Source organism: Clavibacter sp. VKM Ac-2873, from assembly GCF_015351075.1.
Lineage (GTDB): Bacteria > Actinomycetota > Actinomycetes > Actinomycetales > Microbacteriaceae > Clavibacter.
The window spans coordinates 104,427-131,337 of record NZ_JADKRS010000001.1; the positions used below are offsets into that span (position 1 = coordinate 104,427).

General features: G+C 70.5%; 21 protein-coding genes. 14 read left to right on the top strand and 7 right to left on the bottom strand.

The features are described from left to right. Positions 1 to 96 precede the first annotated feature (96 nt). The 13 genes from rpsA to ITJ44_RS00580 all read left to right on the top strand — a co-directional run bounded on the left by rpsA (position 97) and on the right by ITJ44_RS00580 (position 15,983). Entirely contained in the window at positions 97 to 1,551 is a 1,455-nt protein-coding gene (gene rpsA / locus ITJ44_RS00520; protein ID WP_045528136.1) for a 30S ribosomal protein S1, read from the top strand. A gap of 132 nt (positions 1,552 to 1,683) precedes the next feature. Continuing rightward, positions 1,684 to 2,298 (top strand): dephospho-CoA kinase, encoded by a 615-nt coding sequence (gene coaE, locus ITJ44_RS00525; RefSeq protein WP_194632858.1) that lies wholly within the window; start codon positions 1,684 to 1,686, stop codon positions 2,296 to 2,298. Between the two features lie 10 nt (positions 2,299 to 2,308). Then, positions 2,309 to 4,375: an excinuclease ABC subunit UvrB gene (gene uvrB, locus ITJ44_RS00530; RefSeq protein WP_194632859.1), complete on the top strand. Its 2,067-nt coding sequence runs from the start codon at positions 2,309 to 2,311 to the stop codon at positions 4,373 to 4,375. Between the two features lie 79 nt (positions 4,376 to 4,454). Next, positions 4,455 to 7,376 (top strand): excinuclease ABC subunit UvrA, encoded by a 2,922-nt coding sequence (gene uvrA / locus ITJ44_RS00535; RefSeq protein WP_194632860.1) that lies wholly within the window; start codon positions 4,455 to 4,457, stop codon positions 7,374 to 7,376. After that, positions 7,376 to 9,304, top strand: a complete 1,929-nt coding sequence (gene uvrC / locus ITJ44_RS00540) for an excinuclease ABC subunit UvrC (protein WP_194632861.1) — start codon at positions 7,376 to 7,378, stop codon at positions 9,302 to 9,304. The genes uvrA and uvrC overlap by 1 nt, the downstream gene beginning before the upstream one ends. A 76-nt stretch (positions 9,305 to 9,380) precedes the next feature. After that, a complete protein-coding gene (gene rapZ / locus ITJ44_RS00545; RefSeq protein ID WP_194632862.1) occupies positions 9,381 to 10,256 on the top strand; it encodes an RNase adapter RapZ in 876 nt (291 codons plus the stop codon). 29 nt (positions 10,257 to 10,285) lie between these two features. Beyond that, positions 10,286 to 11,266: a DNA-binding protein WhiA gene (gene whiA / locus ITJ44_RS00550; protein WP_194632863.1), complete on the top strand. Its 981-nt coding sequence runs from the start codon at positions 10,286 to 10,288 to the stop codon at positions 11,264 to 11,266. 167 nt (positions 11,267 to 11,433) lie between these two features. Next, the gene (locus tag ITJ44_RS00555; RefSeq protein ID WP_012038433.1) at positions 11,434 to 12,060 is read left to right on the top strand and encodes a superoxide dismutase; all 627 of its coding nucleotides are present in this window, start codon (positions 11,434 to 11,436) and stop codon (positions 12,058 to 12,060) included. Positions 12,061 to 12,186: 126 nt separating this feature from the next. Next, positions 12,187 to 13,194: a type I glyceraldehyde-3-phosphate dehydrogenase gene (gene gap, locus ITJ44_RS00560; protein WP_012038432.1), complete on the top strand. Its 1,008-nt coding sequence runs from the start codon at positions 12,187 to 12,189 to the stop codon at positions 13,192 to 13,194. A gap of 6 nt (positions 13,195 to 13,200) precedes the next feature. Continuing rightward, positions 13,201 to 14,415, top strand: a complete 1,215-nt coding sequence (gene pgk, locus ITJ44_RS00565; RefSeq protein WP_194632864.1) for a phosphoglycerate kinase — start codon at positions 13,201 to 13,203, stop codon at positions 14,413 to 14,415. Then, on the top strand, positions 14,406 to 15,209 hold the full coding sequence (gene tpiA, locus ITJ44_RS00570; protein ID WP_194632865.1) for a triose-phosphate isomerase: 804 nt from the start codon (positions 14,406 to 14,408) through the stop codon (positions 15,207 to 15,209). Before pgk ends, tpiA begins: the two co-directional genes overlap by 10 nt. A 142-nt stretch (positions 15,210 to 15,351) precedes the next feature. Then, positions 15,352 to 15,603, top strand: coding sequence for a preprotein translocase subunit SecG (secG, locus tag ITJ44_RS00575; protein ID WP_012299313.1), 252 nt, complete (start codon positions 15,352 to 15,354; stop codon positions 15,601 to 15,603). Between the two features lie 11 nt (positions 15,604 to 15,614). Beyond that, the gene (locus ITJ44_RS00580; RefSeq protein WP_012038428.1) at positions 15,615 to 15,983 is read left to right on the top strand and encodes an RNA polymerase-binding protein RbpA; all 369 of its coding nucleotides are present in this window, start codon (positions 15,615 to 15,617) and stop codon (positions 15,981 to 15,983) included. A gap of 181 nt (positions 15,984 to 16,164) precedes the next feature. On the opposite strand, the gene pgl is transcribed toward ITJ44_RS00580, so the two are convergent. From pgl to tkt, 6 genes are all read right to left on the bottom strand, one after another. Continuing rightward, positions 16,165 to 16,935, bottom strand: a complete 771-nt coding sequence (gene pgl, locus ITJ44_RS00585) for a 6-phosphogluconolactonase (RefSeq protein ID WP_194632866.1) — start codon at positions 16,933 to 16,935, stop codon at positions 16,165 to 16,167. Further along, positions 16,932 to 17,930: a glucose-6-phosphate dehydrogenase assembly protein OpcA gene (locus ITJ44_RS00590; RefSeq protein WP_194632867.1), complete on the bottom strand. Its 999-nt coding sequence runs from the start codon at positions 17,928 to 17,930 to the stop codon at positions 16,932 to 16,934. Before ITJ44_RS00590 ends, pgl begins: the two co-directional genes overlap by 4 nt. Then, positions 17,927 to 19,468, bottom strand: a complete 1,542-nt coding sequence (gene zwf / locus ITJ44_RS00595; RefSeq protein WP_012038425.1) for a glucose-6-phosphate dehydrogenase — start codon at positions 19,466 to 19,468, stop codon at positions 17,927 to 17,929. Before zwf ends, ITJ44_RS00590 begins: the two co-directional genes overlap by 4 nt. A 38-nt stretch (positions 19,469 to 19,506) precedes the next feature. Further along, entirely contained in the window at positions 19,507 to 21,102 is a 1,596-nt protein-coding gene (locus ITJ44_RS00600) for a glucose-6-phosphate isomerase (RefSeq protein ID WP_194632868.1), read from the bottom strand. Beyond that, positions 21,099 to 22,214 (bottom strand): transaldolase, encoded by a 1,116-nt coding sequence (gene tal, locus ITJ44_RS00605; protein WP_194632869.1) that lies wholly within the window; start codon positions 22,212 to 22,214, stop codon positions 21,099 to 21,101. Before tal ends, ITJ44_RS00600 begins: the two co-directional genes overlap by 4 nt. Positions 22,215 to 22,363: 149 nt before the next feature. Continuing rightward, the gene (gene tkt / locus ITJ44_RS00610) at positions 22,364 to 24,454 is read right to left on the bottom strand and encodes a transketolase (RefSeq protein ID WP_194632870.1); all 2,091 of its coding nucleotides are present in this window, start codon (positions 24,452 to 24,454) and stop codon (positions 22,364 to 22,366) included. Between the two features lie 173 nt (positions 24,455 to 24,627). Here tkt and ITJ44_RS00615 point away from each other — a divergent pair, with 173 nt between their 5' ends. Then, positions 24,628 to 25,548 carry a heme o synthase gene (locus ITJ44_RS00615; protein WP_194632871.1) on the top strand — a complete coding sequence of 307 codons (921 nt, stop codon included), beginning with the start codon at positions 24,628 to 24,630 and terminating at the stop codon, positions 25,546 to 25,548. Positions 25,549 to 25,725: 177 nt separating this feature from the next. Here ITJ44_RS00615 and ITJ44_RS00620 read toward each other — a convergent pair whose 3' ends face one another. Beyond that, positions 25,726 to 26,736, bottom strand: a complete 1,011-nt coding sequence (locus ITJ44_RS00620; protein WP_194632872.1) for a COX15/CtaA family protein — start codon at positions 26,734 to 26,736, stop codon at positions 25,726 to 25,728. Between the last annotated feature and the right edge of the window lie 175 nt (positions 26,737 to 26,911).

Genomic DNA, 26,911 nt, shown 5'->3' on the forward strand with positions numbered 1-26,911 from the left:
CACTTCTGCGACGACCCATCCGTCCGCCGCTCGACCGGTACCCGCGCGGGTCCGCGCCAGCGGCCTTATTCATGCCCATCCTGGAGCACTAACTACATGACAATCGCAACGACCGACAAGGCGCCCAAGCAGGTCGCGATCAACGACATCGGATCTGCAGAGGACTTCCTCGCCGCGGTCGAGAAGACACTGAAGTTCTTCAACGACGGAGACCTCATCGAGGGCACCGTCGTGAAGATCGATCGGGACGAGGTCCTGATCGACGTCGGCTACAAGACCGAGGGCGTCATCCCCTCGCGTGAGCTGTCCATCAAGCACGACGTCGACCCCACGGAGGTCGTCAAGGTCGGCGACACCGTCGAGGCCCTCGTCCTCCAGAAGGAGGACAAGGAAGGCCGTCTGATCCTGTCGAAGAAGCGCGCGCAGTACGAGCGTGCGTGGGGCGACGTGGAGAAGATCAAGGAGTCCGACGGCGTCGTCACCGGCACCGTCATCGAGGTCGTCAAGGGCGGCCTAATCGTGGACATCGGCCTCCGCGGCTTCCTCCCGGCCTCGCTCATCGAGCTGCGCCGCGTCCGCGACCTCACGCCGTACCTCGGCCAGGAGATCGAGGCCAAGATCCTCGAGCTCGACAAGAACCGCAACAACGTGGTCCTGTCGCGCCGCGCCCTGCTCGAGCAGACGCAGTCCGAGAGCCGCAGCACGTTCCTCAACAACCTCCAGAAGGGCCAGGTCCGCAAGGGCGTGGTCTCCTCGATCGTCAACTTCGGCGCGTTCGTGGACCTGGGCGGCGTCGACGGCCTCGTGCACGTCTCCGAGCTCAGCTGGAAGCACATCGAGCACGCCAGCGAGGTCGTCGAGGTGGGCCAGGAGGTGACCGTCGAGATCCTCGAGGTCGACCTGGACCGCGAGCGCGTCTCGCTGTCGCTCAAGGCGACGCAGGAGGACCCCTGGCAGGTCTTCGCCCGCACGCACGCCATCGGCCAGGTCGCGCCCGGCAAGGTCACCAAGCTAGTGCCGTTCGGTGCGTTCGTCCGCGTGGCCGAGGGCATCGAGGGCCTCGTGCACATCTCGGAGCTCTCCGGCAAGCACGTCGAGCTCGCCGAGCAGGTCGTGTCGGTCGGTGACGAGGTCTTCGTCAAGGTCATCGACATCGACCTCGAGCGTCGCCGCATCTCGCTGAGCCTCAAGCAGGCCAACGACGGCGTCGACCCCGAGGGCACCGAGTTCGACCCCGCCCTCTACGGCATGCTCACCGAGTACGACGACCAGGGGAACTACAAGTACCCCGAGGGCTTCGACCCGGAGACCAACGAGTGGAAGGACGGCTTCGAGTCGCAGCGCGAGACCTGGGAGCAGCAGTACGCCGCTGCCCAGGCCCGCTGGGAGGCCCACAAGAAGCAGGTCGCGGCGGCAGCCGAGGCCGAGGCGGCCGACACGGGCATCACGTCCGCCGGCCCCGGCTTCACGAGCGACTCGACGGGCGCCGGCACGCTGGCGGACGACGAGAGCCTCGCCGCCCTGCGCGAGAAGCTGTCCAGCTCGAAGTAGCACCACCCTGCACGACGCGGGCACCGCCCGCACCACGACGAGGCCGCTCTCCCTTCCGGGAGGGCGGCCTCCGTCGTCCCCGGGCACCCGGGCCCGCATCGACGGGCGGCGCGTCGCGCCTAGGCTGGATCCATGCAGCTGATCGGACTGACGGGCGGCATCGCCGCGGGCAAGACGGTGGTGGCCGACCGCCTGGCGGAGCTCGGCGCCGTGCGCATCGACGCCGACCGTCTCGCGCGGGAGGTCGTGGAACCGGGCACTCCCGCCCTCGCGGGGATCGCCCGGCGCTTCGGCTCCGACGTGATCGCCGCAGACGGGACCCTCGACCGGCCCGCGCTCGGCGCCGTCGTCTTCCAGGATCCGGACGCGCGCCGCGACCTGGAGGCCATCACCCACCCCGCCGTGCGTGCCCTGTCGGCGGCGCGCATCGCCGCGGCGGGGGAGGCGGACGCCGGCGCGGTCGTCGTCTACGACATCCCGCTCCTCGTGGAGTCGGGCCGCGTCGACGAGTTCGACCGGATCGTCGTGGTCCACGCGCCGCGCGAGGAGCGGATCCGCCGCCTCGTCGAGCTGCGCGGCATGTCGCCCGAGGAGGCCGCGCGTCGCATCGCGTCGCAGGCGACGGACGAGGATCGCCTCGCGGTCGCCGACGACGTCATCGACTCCGGCGTCTCGCTCGCGTCGACGCTGGCGCAGACCGATCGGCTCTGGGCGAACCTGGCCGGCGGTGTCGGAGGCCGCTCGTAGACTCGAGAGCATGCAACCCACACGGTCCGTGCGCCCGTTCAAGGTCGTCAGCGACTACTCCCCGAGCGGCGACCAGCCCACCGCCATCGCCGAGCTGGCGGGCCGGGTCAACGCCGGTGAGCCCGACGTCGTGCTCCTGGGGGCCACCGGGACAGGCAAGTCGGCCACGGCCGCCTGGCTCATCGAGCAGGTGCAGCGGCCCACGCTGATCCTGGCGCACAACAAGACGCTCGCCGCCCAGCTCGCCACCGAGTTCCGCGAGCTCATGCCGGACAACGCGGTCGAGTACTTCGTCTCCTACTACGACTACTACCAGCCCGAGGCGTACGTCCCGCAGACGGACACCTTCATCGAGAAGGACTCGTCGGTCAACGCCGAGGTCGAGCGCCTGCGCCACTCCACGACCAACTCGCTCCTCAGCCGCCGCGACGTCGTGGTGGTGAGCACGGTGTCGTGCATCTACGGCCTCGGCCAGCCCGAGCAGTACATGAACGCCATGGTGGCGCTGCAGGTCGGGATGCAGATCAACCGCGACACCCTCATCCGCAAGTTCGTCTCCATGCAGTACCAGCGCAACGACGTCGACTTCTCGCGCGGCAACTTCCGCGTGCGCGGCGACACCATCGAGATCATCCCGATGTACGAGGAGCTGGCCATCCGCATCGAGATGTTCGGCGACGAGATCGAGGCGCTGTACCAGCTGCACCCGCTCACGGGCGACGTGGTCCGCAAGATGGACTCCGTGTCCGTGTTCCCCGGCTCGCACTACGTGGCGGAGACCGAGGTCATGCGGCGGGCCATCGGCACCATCCAGCAGGAGCTGGAGGAGCGCCTCGCGGTCCTCGAGCGCGAGGGGAAGCTGCTCGAGGCCCAGCGGCTGCGCATGCGCACCAACTTCGACATCGAGATGATGCAGCAGATCGGGTTCTGCTCCGGCATCGAGAACTACTCCCGCCACATCGACGGGCGCGACGCGGGGGAGGCCCCGCACTGCCTGCTCGACTACTTCCCGGACGACTTCCTCGTCGTCATCGACGAGTCGCACGTCACCGTGCCGCAGATCGGCGCCATGTTCGAGGGCGACTCGTCGCGGAAGCGCACGCTCGTGGAGCACGGCTTCCGCCTTCCCAGCGCGCTCGACAACCGGCCGCTGAAGTGGAACGAGTTCACCGAGCGCGTGCCGCAGACGGTGTACATGTCCGCGACGCCCGGCAAGTACGAGCTCGGCATGGGCGACGGCGTGGTCGAGCAGATCATCCGCCCCACCGGCCTCATCGACCCGGCCATCGTGGTCAAGCCCACCAAGGGCCAGATCGACGACCTGCTGGAGCAGATCCGCATCCGCGTCGAGAAGGACGAGCGCATCCTCGTCACCACGCTGACGAAGAAGATGGCGGAGGAGCTCACCGACTACTTCGCGGAGGCGGGCGTGCGCGTGCGCTACCTGCACTCGGACGTCGACACGCTGCGCCGCGTCGAGCTGCTGAGCGAGCTGCGGGCCGGCGTGTACGACGTGCTGGTCGGCATCAACCTGCTCCGCGAGGGCCTCGACCTGCCGGAGGTGTCGCTCGTCGCGATCCTCGACGCCGACAAGGAGGGCTTCCTGCGGTCGTCCACGTCGCTCATCCAGACCATCGGCCGCGCGGCGCGCAACGTCTCGGGCGAGGTGCACATGTACGCCGACGTGCTCACGGACAGCATGAAGCGCGCCATCGAGGAGACCGACCGCCGGCGCGAGAAGCAGGTGGCCTACAACACCGAGCACGGCATCGACCCGACGCCGCTGCGCAAGCGCATCGCCGACATCACCGAGATCCTGGCCCGCGAGGGCGAGGACACGAAGAAGATGCTCGAGGGGCGCGGCGGCGGCAAGCGGTCGCCCACGCCCAACCTCCGCCGCGAGGGCAAGGCGGCCGCCGGGGCGAACGAGCTGGAGGCGATCATCTCCGACCTCAACGACCAGATGCTGCAGGCCGCGGGCGAGCTGAAGTTCGAGCTCGCGGCGCGGCTCCGCGACGAGCTGGGTGACCTCAAGCGCGAGCTGCGGCAGATGGAGAAGGCCGGCCACCTGTCCTGATCCCCGGCGCCGACGGGGGAGGCGGGTGCCGGCGCCCCGCCCCGTCGGCGCTGTCGGTGGCGACGCATACGATGGACAGGTGTCAATCTCCCCCGTCGAGTCCTCCTCCCTCCTCAGCGTGCGCGGCGCTCGCGTGCACAACCTCCGCGACGTCGACCTGGACATCCCGCGCGACTCGCTCGTCGTCTTCACGGGTCTGTCGGGGTCCGGCAAGTCGTCCCTCGCGTTCGACACGATCTTCGCGGAGGGCCAGCGCCGGTACGTCGAGTCGCTGTCCGCGTACGCGCGCCAGTTCCTCGGACAGGTCGACCGGCCCGACGTCGACTTCATCGAGGGCCTGAGCCCCGCGGTCTCCATCGACCAGAAGTCCACGAACCGCAACCCGCGCTCGACGGTGGGCACCATCACCGAGATCTTCGACTACATGCGCCTCCTCTGGGCGCGCATCGGCGTCGCGCACTGCCCCGTGTGCGGCGAGCGCATCTCGCGCCAGACCGTGCAGCAGATCGCCGACCAGCTCATGGAGCTCGAGACCGGCACCCGCTACCAGGTCGTCAGCCCGATCGTGTCGCAGAAGAAGGGCGAGTTCGTCGACCTGTTCGCGGAGCTCGCCTCCGGCGGGTACTCGCGGGCCATCGTCGACGGCGAGCTCATCCAGCTCAGCTCGCCGCCCAAGCTCAAGAAGCAGTACAAGCACGACATCTCGGTCGTGGTGGATCGCCTGGTCGCGAGCGATGACATCCTCGGGCGGCTCACGGACTCGCTCGAGACCGCGCTCCGGCTGACCGACGGCATCGTCATGATCGACTTCGTCGACGTCGACGGACCGGGTGGTCTCCGCACGTACTCGGAGAAGCTGTCGTGCCCGAACAACCACCCCATCCAGCTGACCGAGATCGAGCCGCGCACGTTCTCGTTCAACGCGCCCTTCGGCGCCTGCCCGGAGTGCTCGGGCCTCGGCACGCGCATGTCGGTGGACCAGGAGCTCCTCATCGGGGACGAGTCGCTGAGCATCGCCGACGGCGTCATCCTGCCGTGGACCACCCAGGGCAAGGGCCTCTTCCAGTACTACGAGAAGCTCCTGGCCGGCCTCGCGCGCGACCTCAAGTTCTCCCTCACGACGCCGTGGCGGAAGCTGTCCGAGGAGGTCCGCGAGGCGGTGCTCCGCGGCAACGACTTCGAGGTCCAGGTCAAGTGGAAGAACCGCTACGGCCGCGAGATGACCTACTCGTCCGGCTTCGAGGGCGTCATGCCCTACATCGAGCGGCAGTTCGCCCAGGCCGAGACCGACAACCAGCGCGCGCGCTGGGGCGAGTACCTGCGCGAGATCCCGTGCCCGGTGTGCGACGGCAAGCGCCTGAAGCCCGAGGTGCTCGCGGTGCTCGTGCACGGCGCGAACATCGCCGACGTCGCCGAGATGAGCCTCTCGGACGCGCAGGCGTTCATGGCCCAGCTCGAGCTCACCGACCGCGAGGCGCACATCGCCGCGCAGGTGCTGCGGGAGATCCGCGTGCGGCTCGAGTTCCTCATCGAGGTCGGCCTCAACTACCTCAACCTGGCGCGTGCGGCGGCATCGCTGTCCGGCGGGGAGGCGCAGCGCATCCGCCTGGCCACGCAGATCGGCTCGGGGCTCACGGGCGTCCTCTACGTGCTGGACGAGCCGTCCATCGGCCTCCACCAGCGCGACAACCGCCGCCTCATCGAGACGCTCGTGAAGCTGCGCGACCTCGGCAACACGCTCATCGTCGTCGAGCACGACGAGGACACCATCCGCACCGCCGACTGGATCGTCGACATCGGCCCCGGCGCCGGCGTCAACGGCGGCAGGGTCGTGCACTCCGGCTCGTACGAGGGCCTCATCGAGAACCGCGAGTCGCTCACGGGCGACTACCTCGCGGGCCGGCGCGCCATCGCGACGCCGGCGAAGCGCCGCAAGATCGACAAGAAGAGGCAGATCCAGGTCGTGGGCGCCCGCGCCAACAACCTGCAGAACGTCACCGCGTCGTTCCCGCTCGGCACGCTCACGGCCGTCACGGGCGTCAGCGGATCCGGCAAGTCGTCGCTCGTGAACGACATCCTCTACCGCGTGCTCGCCAACGAGCTCAACGGCGCCCGCAAGGTGCCGGGCAAGCACTCCCGCGTCACCGGGCTCGAGAACCTCGACAAGGTCGTCCACGTCGACCAGAACCCCATCGGCCGCACCCCGCGCTCGAACCCCGCCACGTACACGGGCGTGTTCGACCGGATCCGCAACCTGTTCGCCGAGACCACCGAGGCCAAGGCGCGCGGGTACCTGCCCGGCCGGTTCAGCTTCAACGTCAAGGGCGGGCGCTGCGAGGCGTGCTCGGGCGACGGCACCATCAAGATCGAGATGAACTTCCTCCCCGACGTGTACGTCGCCTGCGAGGTCTGCGGGGGAGCGCGCTACAACCGCGACACCCTGAGCGTGCACTACAAGGGGAAGAGCATCGCCGAGGTGCTCGACATGTCCATCAGCGAGGCGGCGGAGTTCTTCGAGCCGATCCAGGCCATCCACCGCTTCATGAAGACGCTGGTGGACGTGGGACTCGGCTACGTGCGGCTCGGCCAGAGCGCCACCACGCTCTCCGGCGGCGAGGCGCAGCGCGTCAAGCTGTCCACGGAGCTGCAGCGCCGGTCGAACGGCCGGAGCATCTACGTGCTCGACGAGCCGACCACCGGCCTCCACTTCGAGGACGTGCGGAAGCTCCTGCTCGTGCTGAACGGGCTGGTCGACAAGGGCAACACCGTCATCGTCATCGAGCACAACCTCGACGTCATCAAGTCCGCCGACTGGCTCATCGACATGGGCCCCGAGGGGGGCGCGGGCGGCGGGACCGTGCTCGCGACCGGCACTCCCGAGCACCTGGCCACCGTGCCCGAGAGCTACACGGGCGGCTTCCTCAAGGAGGTCCTCGACGCCGAGGCCGAAGCGACGGCCGTCGCGTCCCAGCGTGCGCGCGAGGAGCGCGCGGCGGGCTGATGGCGCGCACGGACACCGTCGGCTACCGCCCGGCCGCGGGGGAGATCCCCACGTCGCCGGGCGTGTACCGCTTCCGCGACGCCGCGGACCGCGTCCTCTACGTGGGCAAGGCGAACAACCTCCGCGCCCGGCTGGCCAACTACTTCGCGCCGCTCGAGAGCCTGCACGAGCGAACCCGGCGCATGGTCACGTCGGCGGCGGGCGTCGAGTGGACCGTGGTCGGCAGCGAGTTCGAGGCGCTCCAGCTCGAGTTCACGTGGATCAAGGAGTTCGACCCGCCGTTCAACGTCAAGTTCCGGGACGACAAGTCGTATCCGTACCTCGCGGTGACCCTCGGCGAGGACCACCCGCGGGTCATGGTCACCCGCAACCGCAAGATCCGCGGCGCCAAGTACTTCGGCCCGTACACCAAGGTCTGGGCCATCCGCGAGACGGTCGACCACCTGCTGAAGGTGTTCCCCATGCGGTCCTGCTCGGAGAGCACCTTCAAGCGCGCCCGGCAGACCAATCGGCCGTGCCTGCTCGGCGACATCGGACGCTGCGCGGCGCCGTGCGTCGGCCGCGTCTCGCAGGAGGAGCACCGCGAGATCGCAGACGACTTCGTGAGCTTCATGGCGGGCAACGACTCGAAGTACGTGGGCCAGCTCACGCAGCGGATGAAGGACGCCGCGGCGGAGATGGACTACGAGGCGGCCGCCCGGCACCGGGACGACATCGGCGCCCTCGAGGCGGCCCTCTCCAAGACCGCCGTCGTGTTCGACGACCGGGTCGACGCGGACGTCTTCGGCATCGCCGCCGACGAGCTCGCCGCGGCCGTGCAGCAGTTCATGGTCCGCGGCGGGCGCATCCGGGGCACCCGCACCTGGGTCGTCGACAAGGAGCTCGACATCGGCATCGGCGAGCTCGTCGAGACCGTGCTGCACAACGCCTACGAGGACGAGGCGCACCCGCCGCGCGAGGTCCTCGTCCCCGAGCTGCCCGCCGACGCCGCCGAGCTCGAGCTGTGGCTCAGCCAGCGGCGGGCGGCGGGGGAGGACGACGGGTCCGTGCGCCGCGGCCGCCCGAGCTCGTGGCAGGTCGACCTGCGGGTCGCCCAGCGCGGCGACAAGGCGGCGCTCGCGCACACCGCTGCCACCAATGCCCAGAACGCCCTCATGCTCTACAAGACGCGCCGCAGCTCGGACTTCACCACCCGGTCGAAGGCCCTGGCCGACATCCAGGAGGCGCTCGGCATGCCCGATGCGCCGCTGCGGATGGAGTGCTACGACGTCTCGCACCTGAGCGGCACCAACATCGTCGCGTCCATGGTCGTCTTCGAGGACGGCCTGCCGCGCAAGGACCAGTACCGCCGCTTCAACATCGCCGACTCCACGGACGACACGGAGTCGATCCACCAGGTGATCACGCGCCGCCTCGCCTACCTGGGCAAGGAGGCGGAGGTGCCGGCGGATGCCGCGCCGCCCGAGCTGGGGGAGGCGCCCCCGGTGAACAGGTTCTCGTACAGCCCCAACCTGCTCATCGTCGACGGCGGCCAGCCGCAGGTCGCGGCGGCGCAGCGGGCGCTCGAGGAGTCGGGCGTCACGGGGATCCAGCTGGCCGGCATCGCGAAGCGCCTCGAGGAGATCTGGCTGCCGGACTCCGACTACCCCATCATCCTGCCGCGCAACAGCGACGCCCTCTTCCTCATCCAGCGCATCCGCGACGAGGCGCACCGCTTCGCCATCACGCACCAGCGGGCCCGTCGGAAGCGCGACATCACGTCCGTGCTCAACGAGATCCCGGGGCTCGGGCCGTCGCGCGTGCAGCGGCTGCTGCAGCAGTTCGGCTCCGTCGCGAAGCTGAAGCAGGCCGAGGTCGAGGAGATCGCGGCGGTCCGCACCATCGGGCCGACGCTGGCCCAGGCCGTCTACGAGCGGCTGCGCTCGTGACCCGCGGCCGGTCGGCTGTCGCGGGTCCCGCCTAGACTGGGCCCATCGACCGGCGCGACGAGAGGTGCATGCCCGCATGAGCGTGGAGATCCCCCAGCAGGACGTCATGATCGTGACGGGGATGTCCGGCGCGGGCCGCTCCACCGTCGGCAACGCGCTGGAGGACCTCGGCTGGTACGTGGTCGACAACCTCCCGCCGCAGATGCTCAAGCCGCTCGTCGAGCTGGCCGGCCGCGCGGGCACCTCCCTGCCGAAGATCGCCGCGGTGGTCGACGTCCGTGGCGGCGACTTCTTCTCGGAGCTGCGCGACATCCTGCACACCTTCGGCACCGGCCCGCGCCTGCGGGTCCTGTTCCTCGAGGCCACCGACGCGGCGCTCGTGCGGCGGTTCGAGCAGGTCCGGCGCCCGCACCCGCTCCAGGGCAACGGCACGCTGCTCGACGGCATCGCGGCGGAACGGGCGCGCATGATCGAGATCCGCGAGGCCAGCGACCTCGTCATCGACACGTCCGAGCTCAACATCCACCAGCTCGCCACCACCATCACCGAGCAGTTCAGCGGCGCGGACGACGCCGGCGTGCGCGTCACCGTCATGAGCTTCGGCTTCAAGTACGGCACCCCGGCGGACGCCGACATGGTGGCCGACATGCGCTTCCTCCCGAACCCGTTCTGGACCCCGGAGCTGCGCCCGCTCACCGGTCGCGACAAGGCCGTCAGCGACTACGTGCTGGGCCAGGAGGGCGCCGAGGAGTTCGTCCACGCGTACGCCCGCGCCCTCGCCCCGGTGCTCGCCGGGTATCAGCGGGAGAACAAGAGACACGCTACGATCGCTATCGGCTGTACCGGCGGCAAGCACCGCTCGGTGGCCGTCTCCGAGGAGCTCACCAGCCTCCTCCGCGCCCTTCCCGGCGTCGCTGTCAGCACCAAGCACCGCGACCTCGGCCGGGAGTAGGGCACCCATCTCATCAAGGGAGTAAGCATTTGCCTCTGACCTCGGACGTCAAGGAAGAACTGTCACGCGTCGAGGTCAGCAAGACCACGGTGAGGGCCGCCGAGCTGGCCACCATCCTGCGCTTCTCCGGCGGGCTGCACCTCATCTCGAACCGCATCGCGGTCGAGTCGGAGCTGGACACCCCGCTCCTCGCGCGCCGCGTCCGCAAGGACCTCGCCGAGCTGTACGGCGTCCGCAGCGACATCTCCGTCATCCCCGCGTCCGGCATGCGCCGGGCCACGCACTACCTGGTCCGCGTGATGGAGGGCGGGGAGACGCTCGCCCGCCAGACCGGGCTGCTCGACGCGCGCCGCCGCCCGATCCGCGGCCTGCCGAACCGCCTCACCACGGGTTCCCGCGAGGAGATCGCGGCCGTCTGGCGGGGCGCGTTCCTGGCCGCGGGCACGCTCACGGATCCCGGCCGCTCGGCCGCGCTCGAGGTCACCTGCCCCGGCAACGAGGCCGCCATGGCGCTCGTCGGCGCCGCGGGCCGCCTCGACGTGAGCGCCAAGGCACGCGAGGTCCGCGGCGTCCACCGCGTGGTCATCCGCGACGGCGACGCCATCGGGCAGATGCTCCGCGTCATGGGCGCGCAGGGGACGGTCGTCAACTGGGAGGAGATGCGCCAGCGCCGCGAGGTGCGGGCCACCGCCAACCGCCTCGTCAACTTCGACGACGCCAACCTCCGCCGCTCCGCGCAGGCCGCCGTCGCCGCGTGCGCGCGCGTCGAGCGGGCCATGGAGATCCTCGGCCCGGACATCCCCGAGCACCTCAAGTACGCGGGCGACCTGCGCCTGCGCTTCCGCGACTCCAGCCTCGATGAGCTGGGCCACCACGCGGACCCGCCGATGACGAAGGACGCCGTCGCCGGCCGCATCCGTCGCCTGCTCGCGATGGCCGACAAGAAGGCCGTCGACGAGGGCCTGCCCGGCACCGACGCGAACCTCCCCGCCGAACTCGACGACGTCTGACCCGCCTCGCGTCCGTGGGCACCGCACGCCCGGCGGGGACGGGGATCGGCGCGACGTCGCGCGTCATCCGGCCAGGTGGCGCGGAGGGCCTCCGGACTAGACTCGATCCGTCACCCACCCCCGGCCTCTGGCCGGGAGCCCCCGGGCAATGAAGAGGAGATACACCTATGGCTGACTACACTCTCGTCGACCTCCCGTACGACTACTCGGCCCTCGAGCCGAGCATCAGCGGCCGCATCATGGAGCTGCACCACGACAAGCACCACAAGACCTACGTGGACGGCGCCAACACCGCCCTCGTGAAGCTGCAGGAGGCGCGCGACGCCGGCGACCTGACCTTCGTCAACAAGCTGCAGAAGGACCTCGCGTTCAACCTCGCGGGCCACGTCAACCACACGGTGTTCTGGAACAACCTCAGCCCCGACGGCGGCGACAAGCCCACCGGCGAGCTCGCCGCGGCCATCGACGAGTTCTTCGGCTCGTACGACAAGTTCCAGGCCCACTTCACGGCCTCCGCCCTCGGCATCCAGGGCTCGGGCTGGAGCATCCTCGCGTGGGACTCGCTCGGCCAGAAGCTCATCATCGAGCAGCTGTACGACCACCAGGGCAACCTCGCCGCGGCGACCGTCCCGATCCTGCTGCTCGACATGTGGGAGCACGCCTTCTACCTCGACTACGTCAACGTCAAGGCCGACTACGTGAAGGCGTTCTGGAACATCGTCAACTGGGCCGACGTGCAGGCGCGCTTCGACGCCGCCCGCACGAAGACGCAGGGCCTCTTCCTCCTCTCGTAGCCGCATCCGCGGGCGGCCGGCGGGGAGACCCCGGCCGCCCGCGGATCCCGCACGGCAGGACTCCCGCGCACCCCGAACCTCCCTCACCCACCGGCGCACGAAGCGCGCAGAACATCAGGAGAACACGTGACCGTCAAGATCGGCATCAACGGCTTCGGCCGCATCGGCCGCAACTACTTCCGCGCCGCGCTCGCCAAGGGCAGCGACATCGAGATCGTCGCGGTGAACGACCTCACCGACAACAAGGCGCTCGCCCACCTGCTCAAGTACGACTCCATCACGGGCCGCCTCGACGCGACCGTCGAGCTCGACGGCGACAACATCGTCGTCAACGGCAAGGCCATCCGCGTCCTCGAGGAGCGCGACCCCGCGAACCTGCCCTGGGGCGAGCTGGGCGTCGAGATCGTCATCGAGTCGACCGGCCGCTTCACGAAGGCGGAGGACGCGCGCAAGCACATCACCGCCGGCGCCAAGAAGGTCCTCGTCTCCGCGCCCGCCACGGGCGACAACGTCGCGACCCTGGTCCTCGGCGTCAACGAGGGCACCTACGACCCCGCCACGCACGACGTCATCTCCAACGCGTCCTGCACCACGAACTGCCTCGCGCCCCTCGCCAAGGTGTTCCTCGACGAGTTCGGCATCGAGCGCGGCCTCATGACGACGGTCCACGCCTACACGGCCGACCAGAACCTCCAGGACGGCCCGCACAGCGACCTCCGCCGTGCCCGCGCCGCGGCCGTCAACATCATCCCCACGTCGACGGGTGCCGCCAAGGCGCTCGGCCTCGTGATCCCCGAGCTCGTCGGCAAGCTCGACGGCTACGCGCTCCGCGTGCCCGTGCCCACCGGCTCGATCACCGACCTCACCATCGAGACCTCGGCCAACGTCACGGTCGAGCAGGTCAACGCCGCGTACAAGGCCGCGGCCGATGGCCCCCTCAAGGGCATCCTCAAGTACACCGAGGACCCCATCGTCTCGAGCGACATCGTCAACGACCCGCACTCCTCGATCTTCGACGCCGGCCTCACCAAGGTCATCGGCAACCAGGTCAAGGTCGCGTCGTGGTACGACAACGAGTGGGGCTACTCCAACCGCCTCGTCGACCTCACCGAGTACGTCGCCGACCGCCTCTAACCGGCCGTGGCACTCCGCACCATCGACTCCCTGGGGGATCTCCGGGGCCGCCGCGTCATCGTGCGCTGCGACCTCAACGTGCCCCTGAAGGACGGGGTCATCGGCGACGACGGTCGCATCCGCGCCTCGCTGGGGACCCTCTCGGGTCTCCGCGAGGCCGGGGCCCGCGTCATCGTGATCTCCCACCTCGGCCGCCCCGACGGCACGCCGGACGAGAAGTACAGCCTGCGTCCCGTCGCGGCGCGCCTCGGCGAGCTGCTCGGCGCGGCCGTGGCGTTCGCCGAGGACACGATCGGCGACGCCGCGCGCGCGGCCGTCGAGGCCCTCGGCGACGGCGACGTCGTCGTGCTCGAGAACCTCCGCTTCCACGCGGAGGAGACGAGCAAGGACGAGACCGTCCGTCGTGGCTTCGCGGCGTCGATCGCCGAGCTCGGGGACGCGTTCGTGTCCGACGGCTTCGGCGTCGTGCACCGCAAGCAGGCGAGCGTGTTCGAGCTCGCGTCGGCGCTCCCCAGCGCCGCCGGCTCGCTCATCGCGAGCGAGCTCGAGGTCCTCGACCGCCTGACGGAGAACCCGGAGCGGCCCTACACGGTCGTCCTCGGCGGATCCAAGGTGTCCGACAAGCTCGGCGTGATCGGCCACCTGCTGCCGCGCGTCGACTCGCTGCTCATCGGCGGAGGCATGCTCTTCACGTTCCTCAAGGCCCAGGGCCACGAGGTGGGCGCGAGCCTCCTCGAGGAGGACCAGGTGGAGACGGTCAAGGGCTACCTCGCCGAGGCGGAGGAGCGCGGCGTGAAGATCGTGCTCCCCACGGACGTGGTCGTGGCCGACGGCTTCTCCGCCGACGCCGCGCACGAGGTCACCCGCGCCGACGCCATCGAGGCGACGCCCGCGGGCGCGAAGGGGCTCGGGCTCGACATCGGCCCCGAGACCGCCGAGGCGTTCGCGACGATCATCCGCGGCTCGACGACGGTGTTCTGGAACGGCCCCATGGGCGTCTTCGAGCTGGAGCCGTTCGCGGCCGGCACGCGGACGGTCGCCGACGCGCTCACCCGCGTCGAGGGGCTGTCGGTGGTCGGCGGCGGCGACAGCGCCGCAGCCGTCCGCGCGCTCGGATTCGATGATGACCGCTTCGGTCACATCTCGACCGGAGGCGGCGCGAGCCTCGAGTTCCTCGAGGGGAAGCGCCTGCCGGGACTGGAGGTCCTCGGATGGCAGTGACCGATCGCCCGCAGGGGCGCACGCCCCTCATCGCGGGCAACTGGAAGATGAACCTGGACCACCTCCAGGCCATCGCGTTCGTGCAGAAGCTCGCGTGGAGCCTCAAGGACGCCAAGCACGACTACCAGGAGGCGGAGGTCGCGGTCTTCCCGCCGGCCACCGACATCCGCAGCGTGCAGACGCTCGTCTCCGCCGACAAGCTCGAGCTGGCCTACGGTGCGCAGGACGTGTCGGAGCACGAGTCGGGCGCGTACACGGGGGAGATCTCCGCCGCGTTCCTGGCGCAGCTCGCCTGCCGCTACGTCATCGTGGGCCACTCCGAGCGGCGCACCCTGCACGGGGAGACGGATGAGCAGGTGGCCGCCAAGTCCGTCGCCGCTGTCAAGCACGGCATCGTCCCGGTGATCTGCGTGGGCGAGACCGCGGCCGACCTCGAGGAGCACGGCGCCAGCGCCGTGCCCGTCGCGCAGCTGCGCGTCGCGCTCCAGGGCCTGGAGGAGGGCGCCGACGTCGTCGTCGCCTACGAGCCCGTGTGGGCCATCGGCTCCGGCCAGGCCGCGACGCCGGAGCAGGCGCAGCAGGTCGCGGCGCCGCTGCGTGCCGTCGTCGCGGAGCTCCTGGGCGACGAGGCGGCGAAGGCCACGCGGATCCTCTACGGCGGCTCGGTCAAGTCCGGCAACATCGCGGGGTTCCTCCGCGAGCCGGACGTCGACGGCGCGCTCGTCGGCGGCGCGAGCCTCGACGTGCAGGAGTTCTCCGCCATCGCGCGGTTCCGCTCGCACGTCGGGGTCTGATCCCCGCGGATCCACGAGCCGCTCGCGTCCATCCGGGCGCGGGCGGCTCACCGCATCCAGGCGCCCGCTATAATCGACAACGGCCCATCGGCCGTTCACCGGTCGGTCTCGGCCACAGCACCGCGCACCCGAAAGGCCGCACGTGGAAATCCTCCAGGTAGTCCTGCAGGTGGTTCTGGGAATCACCAGCCTCCTGCTGACCATGCTCATCCTCCTGCACAAGGGGCGGGGCGGCGGTCTCTCCGACATGTTCGGGGGCGGCACCACGTCGAGCCTCGGCTCGTCGGGCGTGGCCGAGCGGAACCTGAACCGCATCACCGTCATCCTCGGGCTCATCTGGGTCACGTGCATCGTGGTCCTCGGGCTCATCACCAAGTTCGACACCGGATTGTAGGGAGCAGCCACATGGCATCTGGAGGAAGCGCCATCCGCGGTTCGCGCGTCGGCGCGGGCCCCATGGGCGAGCAGGACCGCGGCTTCCACGCGGAGCGCATCTCGATCTCGTACTGGGACGCGCTCGGCAACGAGACCGTCCGTCACTTCGCGGCGAACCTGCCCGAGGAGGAGATCCCCGTCACGATCGACTCGCCCCAGTCGGGCCTGCCGGCCGGGCGCGACAAGGCCAACCCACCCTCGGTCGCGAAGCTCGAGCCGTACAAGACGCACCTCGCGTACGTGAAGGAGCGTCGCAGCGAGGAGGAGGCGAGCCAGCTCCTCGAGGAGGCGCTGGAGCAGCTCCGCGCCCGTCGCGGCACGGTCAAGGCCACCAAGTAGCCCCACCGCACCACCGCACCACCACGCAGAACGCCCCCGTCCTCTCGGACGGGGGCGTTCTGCGTGCGGTGACCCGTTCGGGGCATCGGAGCCGGGCAACGCGTCGGCGGGGGGACGACGAAGGGCGGGTCCCGGAGGACCCGCCCTTCGCGTCGTGCGCCGGTCGGCACCGGCACCGGGATCAGTACGAGGAGAGCCTGAGGTTCTCCGGCACATCCGCCGCGGCTTCGCGGTCGATGAAGAAGACCGTGCGCTTCCGGCCCTTGATGCCCGCGACGGGCACCTCGATGCGGTCGGCGCCCGCGAGGGCGAGACCCAGCGCGAACGCCTTGTCGGGGCCCGCGAGCACCATCCAGATGCGCAGCGACGAGTTGAGCACGGGCAACGTGAGCGAGATCCGCTCCGCCGGCGGCTTGGGCGAGTTGCGCACGGGGATCACGGCGGCGTCCATGGTGCGGATGCCGTCGCTGTCCGGGAAGAGCGACGCCACGTGCCCGTCCGGCCCGACGCCGAGGAACGTGATGTCGAACCGGGGGAGCTCGGTGTCGCCGTTCGCGTGCGCGGCGAGCTCCGCCGTGTACGCCGCGACGGCCTCGTCCAGGCTGAGGCCCGCGTCGCTCGCGCCCATGGCGTGGACGTTCTCCGCGGGCAGGTCGATGTGGTCGAGCAGGGCGGCGCGCACCGTGGTGTCGTTGCGCTCCGGGTCGCCCCGGGGCAGCCAGCGCTCGTCGCCGAACCAGAAGTGGACACGGGTCCAGTCGACGCTGTCGCGCGCCGCGGACTCGTTGACGGCCGCGAGGATGCTCGGGCCGACCGTCCCCCCGGTGAGGACGACGTTGGCGATCTCCTCCTCATCCAGGATGTCGACGAGCTTCGTGAGGAAGCGCGCGGCGACGGAGCCGGTCATGGCCTTCTTGTCGGGGTGCACGAGCACCCTGCGGTCGTTCGTCATCGGTCTCCCGAGTCCTTCCCTGCGGTCGTGGACCCCGTGACGTACCCGTGGCCGGCTGTCGAGCGCTCGAGCCCGTGACGGATCACGTCGCCGTAGAGCGCATCGGGGTCGAGGCGCCGGAGCTCCTCGGCCAGGCAGTCGCGGAGGCTCCGGCGGGGGAGGCTCACGTCGTGCGTCGGCTGGTTCGGCTGCTTGAGCGTCGCCACGTTCGCGATCGGCCGGTCGAGGTCGATGACGCCCGACGCGCGGTGGAGGCGCACGCCGTGGATCCCGCTCGAGCCGGTGGCCCGCGTGGTGACCTCGTGCAGCACCGGCACCTGCAGCTGCAGCCCGAGCCAGGCGGCGAGCAGCACGGTGGAGGGGGAGTCGGCGGCGCCGGACACCTCCACCTGCGTGACGGGCTCGTACGGCGGCTGGTCGAGCACCGCGGCGAGCAGGGCCCGCCAGAGCGTGAGGCGCGTCCAGGCGAAGTCCGTGTCACCGGGGGCGTACGTCTCCGCCAGGTGCTGCAGGGCCACGCGCGGGTTGCTGCTCGTGGACGAGTCCGTGATGCGGCGCTGCGCGATGCGGCCGAGCGGCGACTGGCTGATGACCGCGGGTGCATCGTGCGGCCACCAGGCGACGACGGGCGCGTCGGGGAGGAGGAGGCCCGTGACCAGGCTCTCCTCGTCCTCGGCGGCCGCGCCGTACACGCGGAGCACGACGACCTCGCTCGCGCCGGCGTCGCCGCCCACGCGGATCTCCGCGTCGACCCGGGCCTTCTCCGTGGTGGTCTCCGCAGCGACGCCGCGCTCGGTGGAGATCACGATGACGCGCATGGGGTGCTCCCGCGATGCGTCGTTGGCGGCCTCGATGGCCTCCTCCTCGCTGCCGAGCGAGGTGGAGATCACGAGCGTCAGGACGCGGCCGAGGGCGACGGCGCCGCCCTCCTCGCGGATCTTGACGAGCGCCTTCGAGATCTTGGCGGTGGTGGTGTTCGGCAGATCGACTCTCATGGCCGCCTCCAGGTCCGTCCGTCGCGGGCGAGGAGCTCGTCGGCCGAGGCCGGCCCCCAGGTGCCCGGACGGTACTGCTCGGGCTGGCCCTGCGTGCGCCAGAATTCTTCGATGGGGTCCAGGATCTTCCAGCTCAGCTCGACCTCCTGGTGGCGGGGGAAGAGCGGCGGGTCGCCGAGCAGCACATCCAGGATGAGCCGCTCGTACGCCTCCGGGCTCGCCTCGGTGAAGGCGTGGCCGTAGCCGAAGTCCATGGTGACGTCGCGCACCTGCATGCCGGCACCCGGCACCTTGGAGCCGAAGCGGATGGTGACGCCCTCGTCGGGCTGCACCCGGATGACGAGCGCGTTCTGCCCGAGGGCCGACGTCTGGTCCTCCGCGAACAGGTTCTGCGGCGCGCGCTTGAACACGACCGCGATCTCCGTCACGCGGCGGCCGAGGCGCTTGCCCGCCCGCAGGTAGAACGGCACGCCGGACCACCGACGCGTGTTGATGTCGAGCCGCATGGCCGCGTAGGTCTCGGTCAGGGACTCGGGGTCCATGCCGTCCTCGTCGAGGAAGCCCACGACCTCCTCGCCGCCCTGCCAGCCGCCGGCGTACTGCCCGCGGGCCGTGGCGGTGGAGAGGTCCTTCGGCAGGCGCACCGCGGACAGCACCTTCTCCTTCTCGTCCCGGAGGCTCGACGCGTCGAACGCGACGGGCTCCTCCATGGCCGTGAGGGCGAGGAGCTGCAGGAGGTGGTTCTGGATCACGTCGCGCGCCGCGCCGATGCCGTCGTAGTAGCCGGCCCGGCCGCCCACGCCGATGTCCTCGGCCATGGTGATCTGCACGTGGTCCACGTAGTTGGCGTTCCACAGGGGCTCGTAGAGCTGGTTCGCGAAGCGCAGCGCCAGGATGTTCTGGACCGTCTCCTTGCCCAGGTAGTGGTCGATCCGGAACACGGAGTCCGGCGGGAAGACCGACTCGACGACCGCGTTCAGCTCGCGCGCGGTCTTGAGGTCGCTCCCGAAGGGCTTCTCGATGACGACGCGGCGCCAGTGGCCCTCCTTCTGGTCCGCGAGGCCCGAGCGGCGGAGCTGCTCGGTGACCAGCGGGAAGGACTTCGGCGGGATCGACAGGTAGAACGCGTGGTTGCCCATCGTGCCCCGCTCGCGGTCGAGCTCCTCCGTGATGTCCTTCAGCGTCTGGAACGCCTCGTCGTCGTCGAAGGTGCCCTGCACGAAGCGGATGCCCTGCGCCAGCTGGCGCCAGACGTCCTCGTCGAACTTGGTGCGCGAGTACTGCTTGACGGCCTCGTACACGACCTGCTCGAAGTCCTGGTCCTCCCAGTCCCTCCGGGCGAAGCCGATGAGCGCGAAGCCGGGGGGCAGGAGCCCCCGGTTGGCGAGGTCGTAGACCGCCGGCATCAGCTTCTTGCGCGACAGGTCACCCGTCACGCCGAAGATGATGAGGCTGCTCGGCCCCGCGATGCGGTTCAGCCGTCTGTCCGACGGGATCCGCAGTGGATTGAATTCCGGGGTGATATCCACCGGCGACATGTAACTCCTCGATCTGCCGGACGGATCCGGCGATGCGGTCATTCGAGCGTCGAGAGCAGAGCCCGGGCGTCCGTGGTGGGATCGGTCAGGTTCAGTCGCAGGACGGGACGACCGTGCTCGGCGAGCACCGTGGCGTCGCCGGCGGCCTGCGCCTGGATGAGCTGCCCGAAGGTGAAGGGGCGGTCGGGGATCTCGAGATCCTCGGCCGCGTCCGCGGTGATCTGCAGGAACACGCCGACGGGGGTGCCGCCCTTGTGGAACTGCCCCGTGGAGTGGAGGAAGCGCGGGCCCCAGCCGAACGTGACGGGGCGGCCGACCTTGCGGGCCACCGCGTCGCGCAGGCGCTCGAGCTCGGGGAGCGCGAGGCGGTCGACGAAGGCCTGCACGGCGACGTAGCCCGTGGGGCCGACCTGCGCGAGCAGGGCGTCGATCGCGGAGGAGACGTCGGTCGCGCCGTCGGTGACCTCGCTCGTGCCGCGCACCTCGATGCCGTCCGTCGTGACGACGGGGGCCTCGGGCGCGGGACGGTCGTCGAGCAGTCCGCGCGCGGCGACCTTGGCGGCCTCCACGTCGGGCTGGTCGAAGGGGTTGATCTCGAGCAGGCGCCCCGCCACGGCGACGGCGTACTCCCACGTGAGGATCTGCGCGCCGAGCGTGCCGCTGATGACGATCTCGCCCTCGGCGGCGTCGTGCGCGTCGACGTCGGCGACGAGCCGCGCGATCTGCAGATCGGCGAGCCCGAGGCCCAGCTCGGGCGCGTCGGTCGGCAGCACCACGGGTAGGAGGCCCGTGCCGAGCTTGCCGGTGGACTCCGCGATGAGCTGCTCGACCCAGTCGCCGAAGCCCACGATGTGCGTGCCGTCGGAGACGATGCCGAGCTTGTCCTTCAGCGGCGAGGTGCCGGCGATGGCGGCGCCGAGCACGAGGCCCGGGTTCGACACGTCGTCGACGGCGAGCTGCGCGGACGCGGCCTCCGCCTCGTCCAGCAGGCCGCCGATGTCGACGCCGGCGAGACCGGACGGCACGAGGCCGAACGCGGTCAGCGCGCTGTAGCGGCCGCCGACGTCGGGGTCGGCGTTGAACACGCGGTACCCGTCGGCACGGGCCGACTGGTCGAGCGGGGAGCCCGGGTCGGTGACGATGACGATGCGCGTGGTCGGGTCGATGCCCGCCTCGCGGAACGACTTCTCGTAGACGCGCTTCTGGCTGTCGGTCTCGAGCGTGGATCCGGACTTCGAGGAGATGACGACCGCGGTGGTGGCGAGGCGGTCGCCGAGCGCGGCGAGCACCTGGCCCGGGTCGGTCGAGTCGAGGACCGTGAGCTCGACGCCCGCGGTGCGGGTGATGACCTCGGGCGCGAGCGAGGAGCCGCCCATGCCGCCGAGGACGATGTGGTCGACGCCCTGGCCGCGGAGCTCCTCGCGGAGCGCGGTGATCTCGGCGACGAGGGGACGCGAGACGGAGACCGCCTGCGTCCAGCCGAGGCGCTTGGTGGCCTCGGACTCGGCGTCCGGACCCCAGAGGGTGCCGTCGAGCCCCGTGATGCCGGAAGCGACGTGCGCCTCGACGAGCGCGGGGACGTGGGTCTCGACGGCCGTGGCCGCTGCGCCGCTCAGCGCGATGCGGACGCTCACTTGGCGCCGTCCAGGGCGGTGGTGACGGTCTCGATGAGCTCGCTCCACGACACCTTGAACTTCTGGACGCCCTCCTGCTCGAGGAGCTCGGTGACCTCCTTGTAGGAGATGCCGAGCGCGTCGACCCGGTTGAGGACCTCGTTCGCGGCCTCGTAGGAGCCCGTGATGGTGTCGCCCTCGAGACGTGCGTGGTCGAAGGTCGCGTCGAGCGTCTTCTCCGGCATCGTGTTGACGACGTCCGCGGCGACGAGCTGCGTGACGTAGAGCGTGTCCGGCAGGTCGGGGCTCTTGACGCCCGTCGACGCCCAGAGGGGGCGCTGCTTGTTGGCGCCGGCGCCGAGGAGGCCCTGGGCCCGCTCGGACGCGAAGGACTGCTCGAACGCCTGGTAGGCGAGCTGCGCGTTGGCGACGCCGGCCTTGCTCTTGAGCGCGGTGGCCTCGTCGGTGCCGATCGCGTCGAGGCGCTTGTCGATCTCGGTGTCGACGCGCGACACGAAGAACGACGCGACCGAGTGGATGGTCGACAGGTCGTGACCCGCCGCCTTGGCCTTCTCGAGGCCGGTGAGGTACGCGTTGATGACCTCGCGGTAGCGCTCGAGCGAGAAGATCAGGGTGACGTTGACGCTGATGCCGGCGCCGATGACCTCGGTGATCGCCTCGAGGCCCTCGCGGGTCGCGGGGATCTTGATCATGACGTTCGGCTCGGCGATCTTGTCCCACAGCTTGTGGGCCTCGTCGATGGTCGCCTTCGTGTCGTTCGCGAAGTCGGGGGAGACCTCGATGGAGACGCGGCCGTCGAAGCCGGCGGTGCGGTCGTAGACGGGGCGGAAGATGCGCGCGGCCTCGCCGACGTCGCGGGTGGTGATCTCGAAGACCGCGCGGTCGACGTCGGCGCCGTCGGCCGCGAGCTCGCGGACCTGGGCGTCGTACGCCTCGCCCTTGGCGAGGGCCGACGCGAAGATGGTGGGGTTCGTCGTGATGCCGACGACGTCGCGCTCGGCGATCACCTTCTCGATGCCCTTGGCATCGATGCGCTCGCGGGACAGGTCGTCGAGCCAGATGCTGACGCCCGCGGCGGAGAGCTGCGCGGTGGGGGAAGTGGTGTCGGTCATGTTGCCTTCTTCTCGCTGGTTGTGAGGTTCGGGGGAGGGGCGCACGCGTGCGCCCCTCCGGGTCCCCGGCCGACGCGCCGCGGGGGCGGTCGGTCGGGACGGGCCGGCGGGGAGCGGAGCAGCTCGGCCGCCCCGCTCCTCGTCAGCTTCTAGAGGGAGGCGATGGACTCCTTGGCCGCCTTCACGACGGCCTCCGTGGTGATGCCGAACTCGCGGTACAGGACCTCGTACTCGGCGCTGGCGCCGAAGTGCTCGATCGAGATGCTGCGGCCGTGGTGCCCGACGTACTGCTTCCAGGAGAGCGAGATGCCCGCCTCGACGGAGACGCGCGCGGCGACCGCCTCGGGGAGCACGTGCTCCTTGTACGCGGCGTCCTGCTCCTCGAACCACTCGAGGCTCGGGGCGCTGACGACGCGCGCCTTCACTCCCTCGGACGCGAGCGCCTCGCGCGCCTCGAGGGCGAACTGGACCTCGGAGCCCGTGGCGATGAGGATCACGTCGGGCGTGCCCTCGGTGTCCGCCAGGACGTACGCGCCCTTGGCCACGCCGGCGGCCGACGCGTACTCGGTCGCGGTGGCGTCGCCCGTGCCGCGCTCGACGACCGGCAGGTTCTGGCGCGAGAGCGCGAGGCCGGCGGGTCCCATGCGACGCGTGAGGATGGTCTTCCACGCCTGCGCGGTCTCGTTGGCGTCCGCGGGGCGGATGACGTCGAGGCCCGGGATCGCGCGGAGGCTGGCGAGCTGCTCCACCGGCTGGTGCGTCGGCCCGTCGCCGCCGAGGGCGACCGAGTCGTGCGTCCAGACGAAGATCGACGGCGCCTTCATGAGCGCGGCGAGACGGACCGCCGGGCGCATGTAGTCGCTGAAGATGAGGAACGTGCCGCCGAAGGGGCGGGTGTTGCCGTGGAGGACGATGCCGTTGAGGATCGCGCCCATGGCGTGCTCGCGGATGCCGAAGTGGAGGACGCGGCCGTAGGGGTCGCCCTTCCACATGTCGGTCGAGCGCTCGGCGGGGACGAAGGACGGCGCCGACTCGATGGTCGTGTTGTTCGACTCCGCGAGGTCGGCGGAGCCGCCCCACAGCTCGGGCATGACCTCGGCGATGGCGTTGATGACCTTGCCGGACGCGGCGCGCGTCGAGACGTCCTTGCCCGCGGGGAACACGGGGAGCGCCTCGTCGAGGCCCTCGGGGGCGTCGCCCGCGAGGACGCGGTCGAGGAGCGTCTTGCGCTCCGGGTTCGCCTCGGCCCACGCGGCGAGCTTCTCGTCCCACTCACGGTGCTGCTGCTGGCCGCGCTCGACGGCCTGGCGGGTGTGCTCGAGGACGCCGTCCGGCACCTCGAAGCTCTTCTCGGGGTCGAAGCCGACGATCTGCTTGACGGCGGCGAGCTCCTCGGCGCCGAGCGCCGAGCCGTGGATCTTGCCCGAGTTCTGCTTCTTCGGGGAGGGCCAGCCGATGATCGTCTTGAGGATGATCAGCGACGGCTTGCGCGTCTCGGCCTTGGCGGCCTCGAGGGCGTCGAACAGCTCCTGCACGTCCTCGACGTACTCGCCCGTCTTCTTCCAGTCGACGTGCTGCACGTGCCAGCCGTAGGCCTCGTAGCGCGCGGCCACGTCCTCGGTGAAGGCGATGTCCGTGTCGTCCTCGATGGAGATCTGGTTGCTGTCGTAGATCGCGATGAGGTTGCCGAGCTCCTGGTGCCCCGCGAGGGAGGAGGCCTCGGAGGTGATGCCCTCCTGCATGTCGCCGTCGCCGGCGATCACGTACACGAAGTGGTCGAACGGGCTCTCGCCCGCGGGCGTCTCCGGGTCGAACAGGCCGCGCTCGTAGCGGGCGGCGTAGGCGAAGCCGACGGAGGAGGCGAGGCCCTGGCCGAGGGGGCCCGTGGTGATCTCGACGCCGTCGGTGTGGCCGTACTCGGGGTGGCCCGGGGTCTTGGACTCCCACGTGCGGAGTGCCTGGAGGTCCTCGATCTCGAGGCCGTAGCCGCCGAGGAAGAACTGCGTGTACTGCGTGAGCGAGCTGTGGCCCACCGAGAGGATGAACCGGTCACGACCGATCCAGGTGCTGTCGGACGGGTCGCGGCGCATGACCTTCTGGAACAGGAGGTAGGCCGCCGGGGCCAGGCTCATGGCGGTGCCGGGGTGACCGTTTCCGACCTTCTCGACCGCGTCGGCGGCGAGGATTCGCGCGGTGTCGACCGCTGTGCTGTCGATGGGGTCCCATTGCAATGCTGCCACTTGGTTCTAGCCCTTCTGAAGATGGGGGGAGGCCCAGCCGGACCGCCTATCAGTATAGGGAACACCCACCTCGGCCCAGGTGTTCCGAGCCCGCCCCGACGGGCCCCGGCGGCTCGGCTCGCAGGGGGCGTGGCCTACCATGGGGAGGGAATGTCCGGCGAGTTAGAGGTGCGATGAACGTTGCGGTGCAGAGTCGGGTCGATCGGGAGACGATCGGCGTGGCGAGGAAGACCAAGGCGTACGTCGCACTGACGAAGCCGCGCGTCATCGAGCTCCTGCTCGTGACCACCGCGCCCGTCATGATCCTCGCCCAGGGCGGGTGGCCGAACCCGTGGCTGATCCTCGGCGTCCTCGTGGGCGGCACGCTCAGCGCGGGCAGCGCCAACGCCTTCAACTGCTACATCGACCGCGACATCGACCGCGTCATGAAGCGCACGCAGCGCCGCCCCCTGGTGACGGGGGAGCTGACGGACCGCGAGGCCCTCGTCTTCGCCTGGATCATCGGCGTCGCGAGCATCGTGTGGCTCGGCGTCATCTCCAACTGGCTCGCCGCCGCGCTCTCGCTCGCCGCGATCCTCTTCTACGTCTTCGTCTACACGCTGTGGCTGAAGCGCCGCACGCCGCAGAACATCGTTTGGGGCGGTGCGGCCGGCTGCATGCCCGTGCTCATCGGCTGGGCCGCCGTCACCGGCGACATCTCCTGGGCCCCCGTGATCCTCTTCATGATCGTGTTCCTGTGGACGCCGCCGCACTACTGGCCCCTGTCGATGAAGTACCGCGACGACTACGCGTCGGTCAACGTGCCGATGCTCGCCGTCGTCCGGGGTCGGGCGGCCGTCGGCCTGCAGACGATCCTCTACGCGTGGGCCACGCTCGCCTGCTCGCTGCTGCTCATCCCCGTCGCGGGCATGGGCCTCGTCTACACGCTCGCCGCGCTCGCGGGCGGCGGCTGGTTCGTCTACGAGACGCACCGCCTGTACGACCTCGCGGTGCGGCACGAGACCATCAAGCCGATGCGCGTATTCCACGCGTCCATCTCGTACCTCTCGCTGCTGTTCCTCGCGGTCGGCATCGACCCGCTCCTGCCCTTCTGATCCGCGGGATCGTGCGCCGGTCCGCCTGACGGCGGCGGCGCGCGAGCCGATCTCGAGCCGATCTCGAGCCGATCTTGAGGACGCCGCGGATGCCGCGGATGCCGCCGGCGCCCCGCCCCACGCGACGACGCCCGCCGCGAGCGCTGCTCGGGCGGGCGTCGACGGGACGGACGGGGATCAGCCCACGTGGGCGGAGCGCCGCACCTCCGCGGGCGTGAGCCGGAGCGTGTCGGCGCGTCGCGTGGTGCTCAGCAGCGTCGCCGTCATCGCGGACGCCAGCAGGCACGCCAGCACCATGTGGAGCCCGACGAGGAACTCGGGCAGGCCCGTGCGCGCCTGGATGAGGCCCACGGCGATCTGCGCGAGCTCGACCGCGAGCAGCACCCGGGTCCAGCGGGAGACGGCCGTCCACCTGTTGCGGGCGGCGATGACCACGAGGGCGATCGTGAGGGCGAAGGTCGTGTAGGCCGGCCAGCTGTGGACGTGCTGCAGCAGCTCCGGGTCGAGCCCGTTGCGCGCCGCCCCCTGGTCGCCCGCGTGGGGGCCGGATCCGGTGACGACGATGCCGACCAGGATCGTGACGCCCACGACGACCGAGGTGATGCGCGCGAGGACCACGAACGAGGACGGGACCGAGCGCTCGGCCTCGTCGAGCGGGTGGTAGGTGCGCCAGACGAGGACGGTCGACAGCACGACGAGCACCACCGACACGACGAAGTGCAGGCCCACGACGTAGGGGTTCAGCCCGGTCAGCACGGTGATGCCGCCGATGACGCCCTGCGCGGGGATGCCCAGGCCGATGGCGAGCGCGATCGAGAACAGCCCGCGCCCGCGGTTCCGGAGCCGGACGACGGCGAGGAAGGTGGCGAGCGCGACGATCACCAGCAGGAAGGTGAGCAGGCGGTTGCCGAACTCGATGATGCCGTGCACGCCCATCTCCGGCGTCGAGACGAAGGAGTCCGCGGTGCACCTCGGCCACGTGGGGCAGCCGAGGCCCGAACCCGTGAGCCGGACGAGCCCGCCCGTGCCGACGACGAGCGTCTGCACGACGAGCGTGGTCCAGACGAGGAGCCGCGTCGTGCGCGTGATCCCGTCCGGCAGCCGCTCCCGCAGCCTCCTCGCCACCAGGGTGGCCTGACCTAGCACGCTCCCACTGGGAGACTGCCCCGCATCGGTGCCGTGAGTCACTGCCTGCCTTCCGTGCCCGCTGGATTGCCCGTAGAATCGGGTGGTTCGTGGAACACGTCGGGTCTTGCAGCATCCGGCACGTCAGCGAGGACGGCGGGAACAAGTCCACCCGCGTTCCTGTTCATCCTAAGAGGGGTGCGAGGCGTGAAGTCGCCGCATCCCGGACACCCACAGT

Coding starts and splice junctions, on each gene's coding strand:
- tpiA (WP_194632865.1), top strand. CDS start 14,406: ATGGCAGTGACCGATCGCCCGCAGGGGCGCACGCCCCTCATCGCGGGC.
- uvrC (WP_194632861.1), top strand. CDS start 7,376: ATGGCGCGCACGGACACCGTCGGCTACCGCCCGGCCGCGGGGGAGATC.
- ITJ44_RS00615 (WP_194632871.1), top strand. CDS start 24,628: ATGAACGTTGCGGTGCAGAGTCGGGTCGATCGGGAGACGATCGGCGTG.
- ITJ44_RS00555 (WP_012038433.1), top strand. CDS start 11,434: ATGGCTGACTACACTCTCGTCGACCTCCCGTACGACTACTCGGCCCTC.
- pgl (WP_194632866.1), bottom strand. CDS start 16,935: ATGACGAACGACCGCAGGGTGCTCGTGCACCCCGACAAGAAGGCCATG.
- coaE (WP_194632858.1), top strand. CDS start 1,684: ATGCAGCTGATCGGACTGACGGGCGGCATCGCCGCGGGCAAGACGGTG.
- zwf (WP_012038425.1), bottom strand. CDS start 19,468: ATGTCGCCGGTGGATATCACCCCGGAATTCAATCCACTGCGGATCCCG.
- ITJ44_RS00590 (WP_194632867.1), bottom strand. CDS start 17,930: ATGAGAGTCGATCTGCCGAACACCACCACCGCCAAGATCTCGAAGGCG.
- tal (WP_194632869.1), bottom strand. CDS start 22,214: ATGACCGACACCACTTCCCCCACCGCGCAGCTCTCCGCCGCGGGCGTC.
- rpsA (WP_045528136.1), top strand. CDS start 97: ATGACAATCGCAACGACCGACAAGGCGCCCAAGCAGGTCGCGATCAAC.
- uvrB (WP_194632859.1), top strand. CDS start 2,309: ATGCAACCCACACGGTCCGTGCGCCCGTTCAAGGTCGTCAGCGACTAC.
- ITJ44_RS00580 (WP_012038428.1), top strand. CDS start 15,615: ATGGCATCTGGAGGAAGCGCCATCCGCGGTTCGCGCGTCGGCGCGGGC.
- rapZ (WP_194632862.1), top strand. CDS start 9,381: ATGAGCGTGGAGATCCCCCAGCAGGACGTCATGATCGTGACGGGGATG.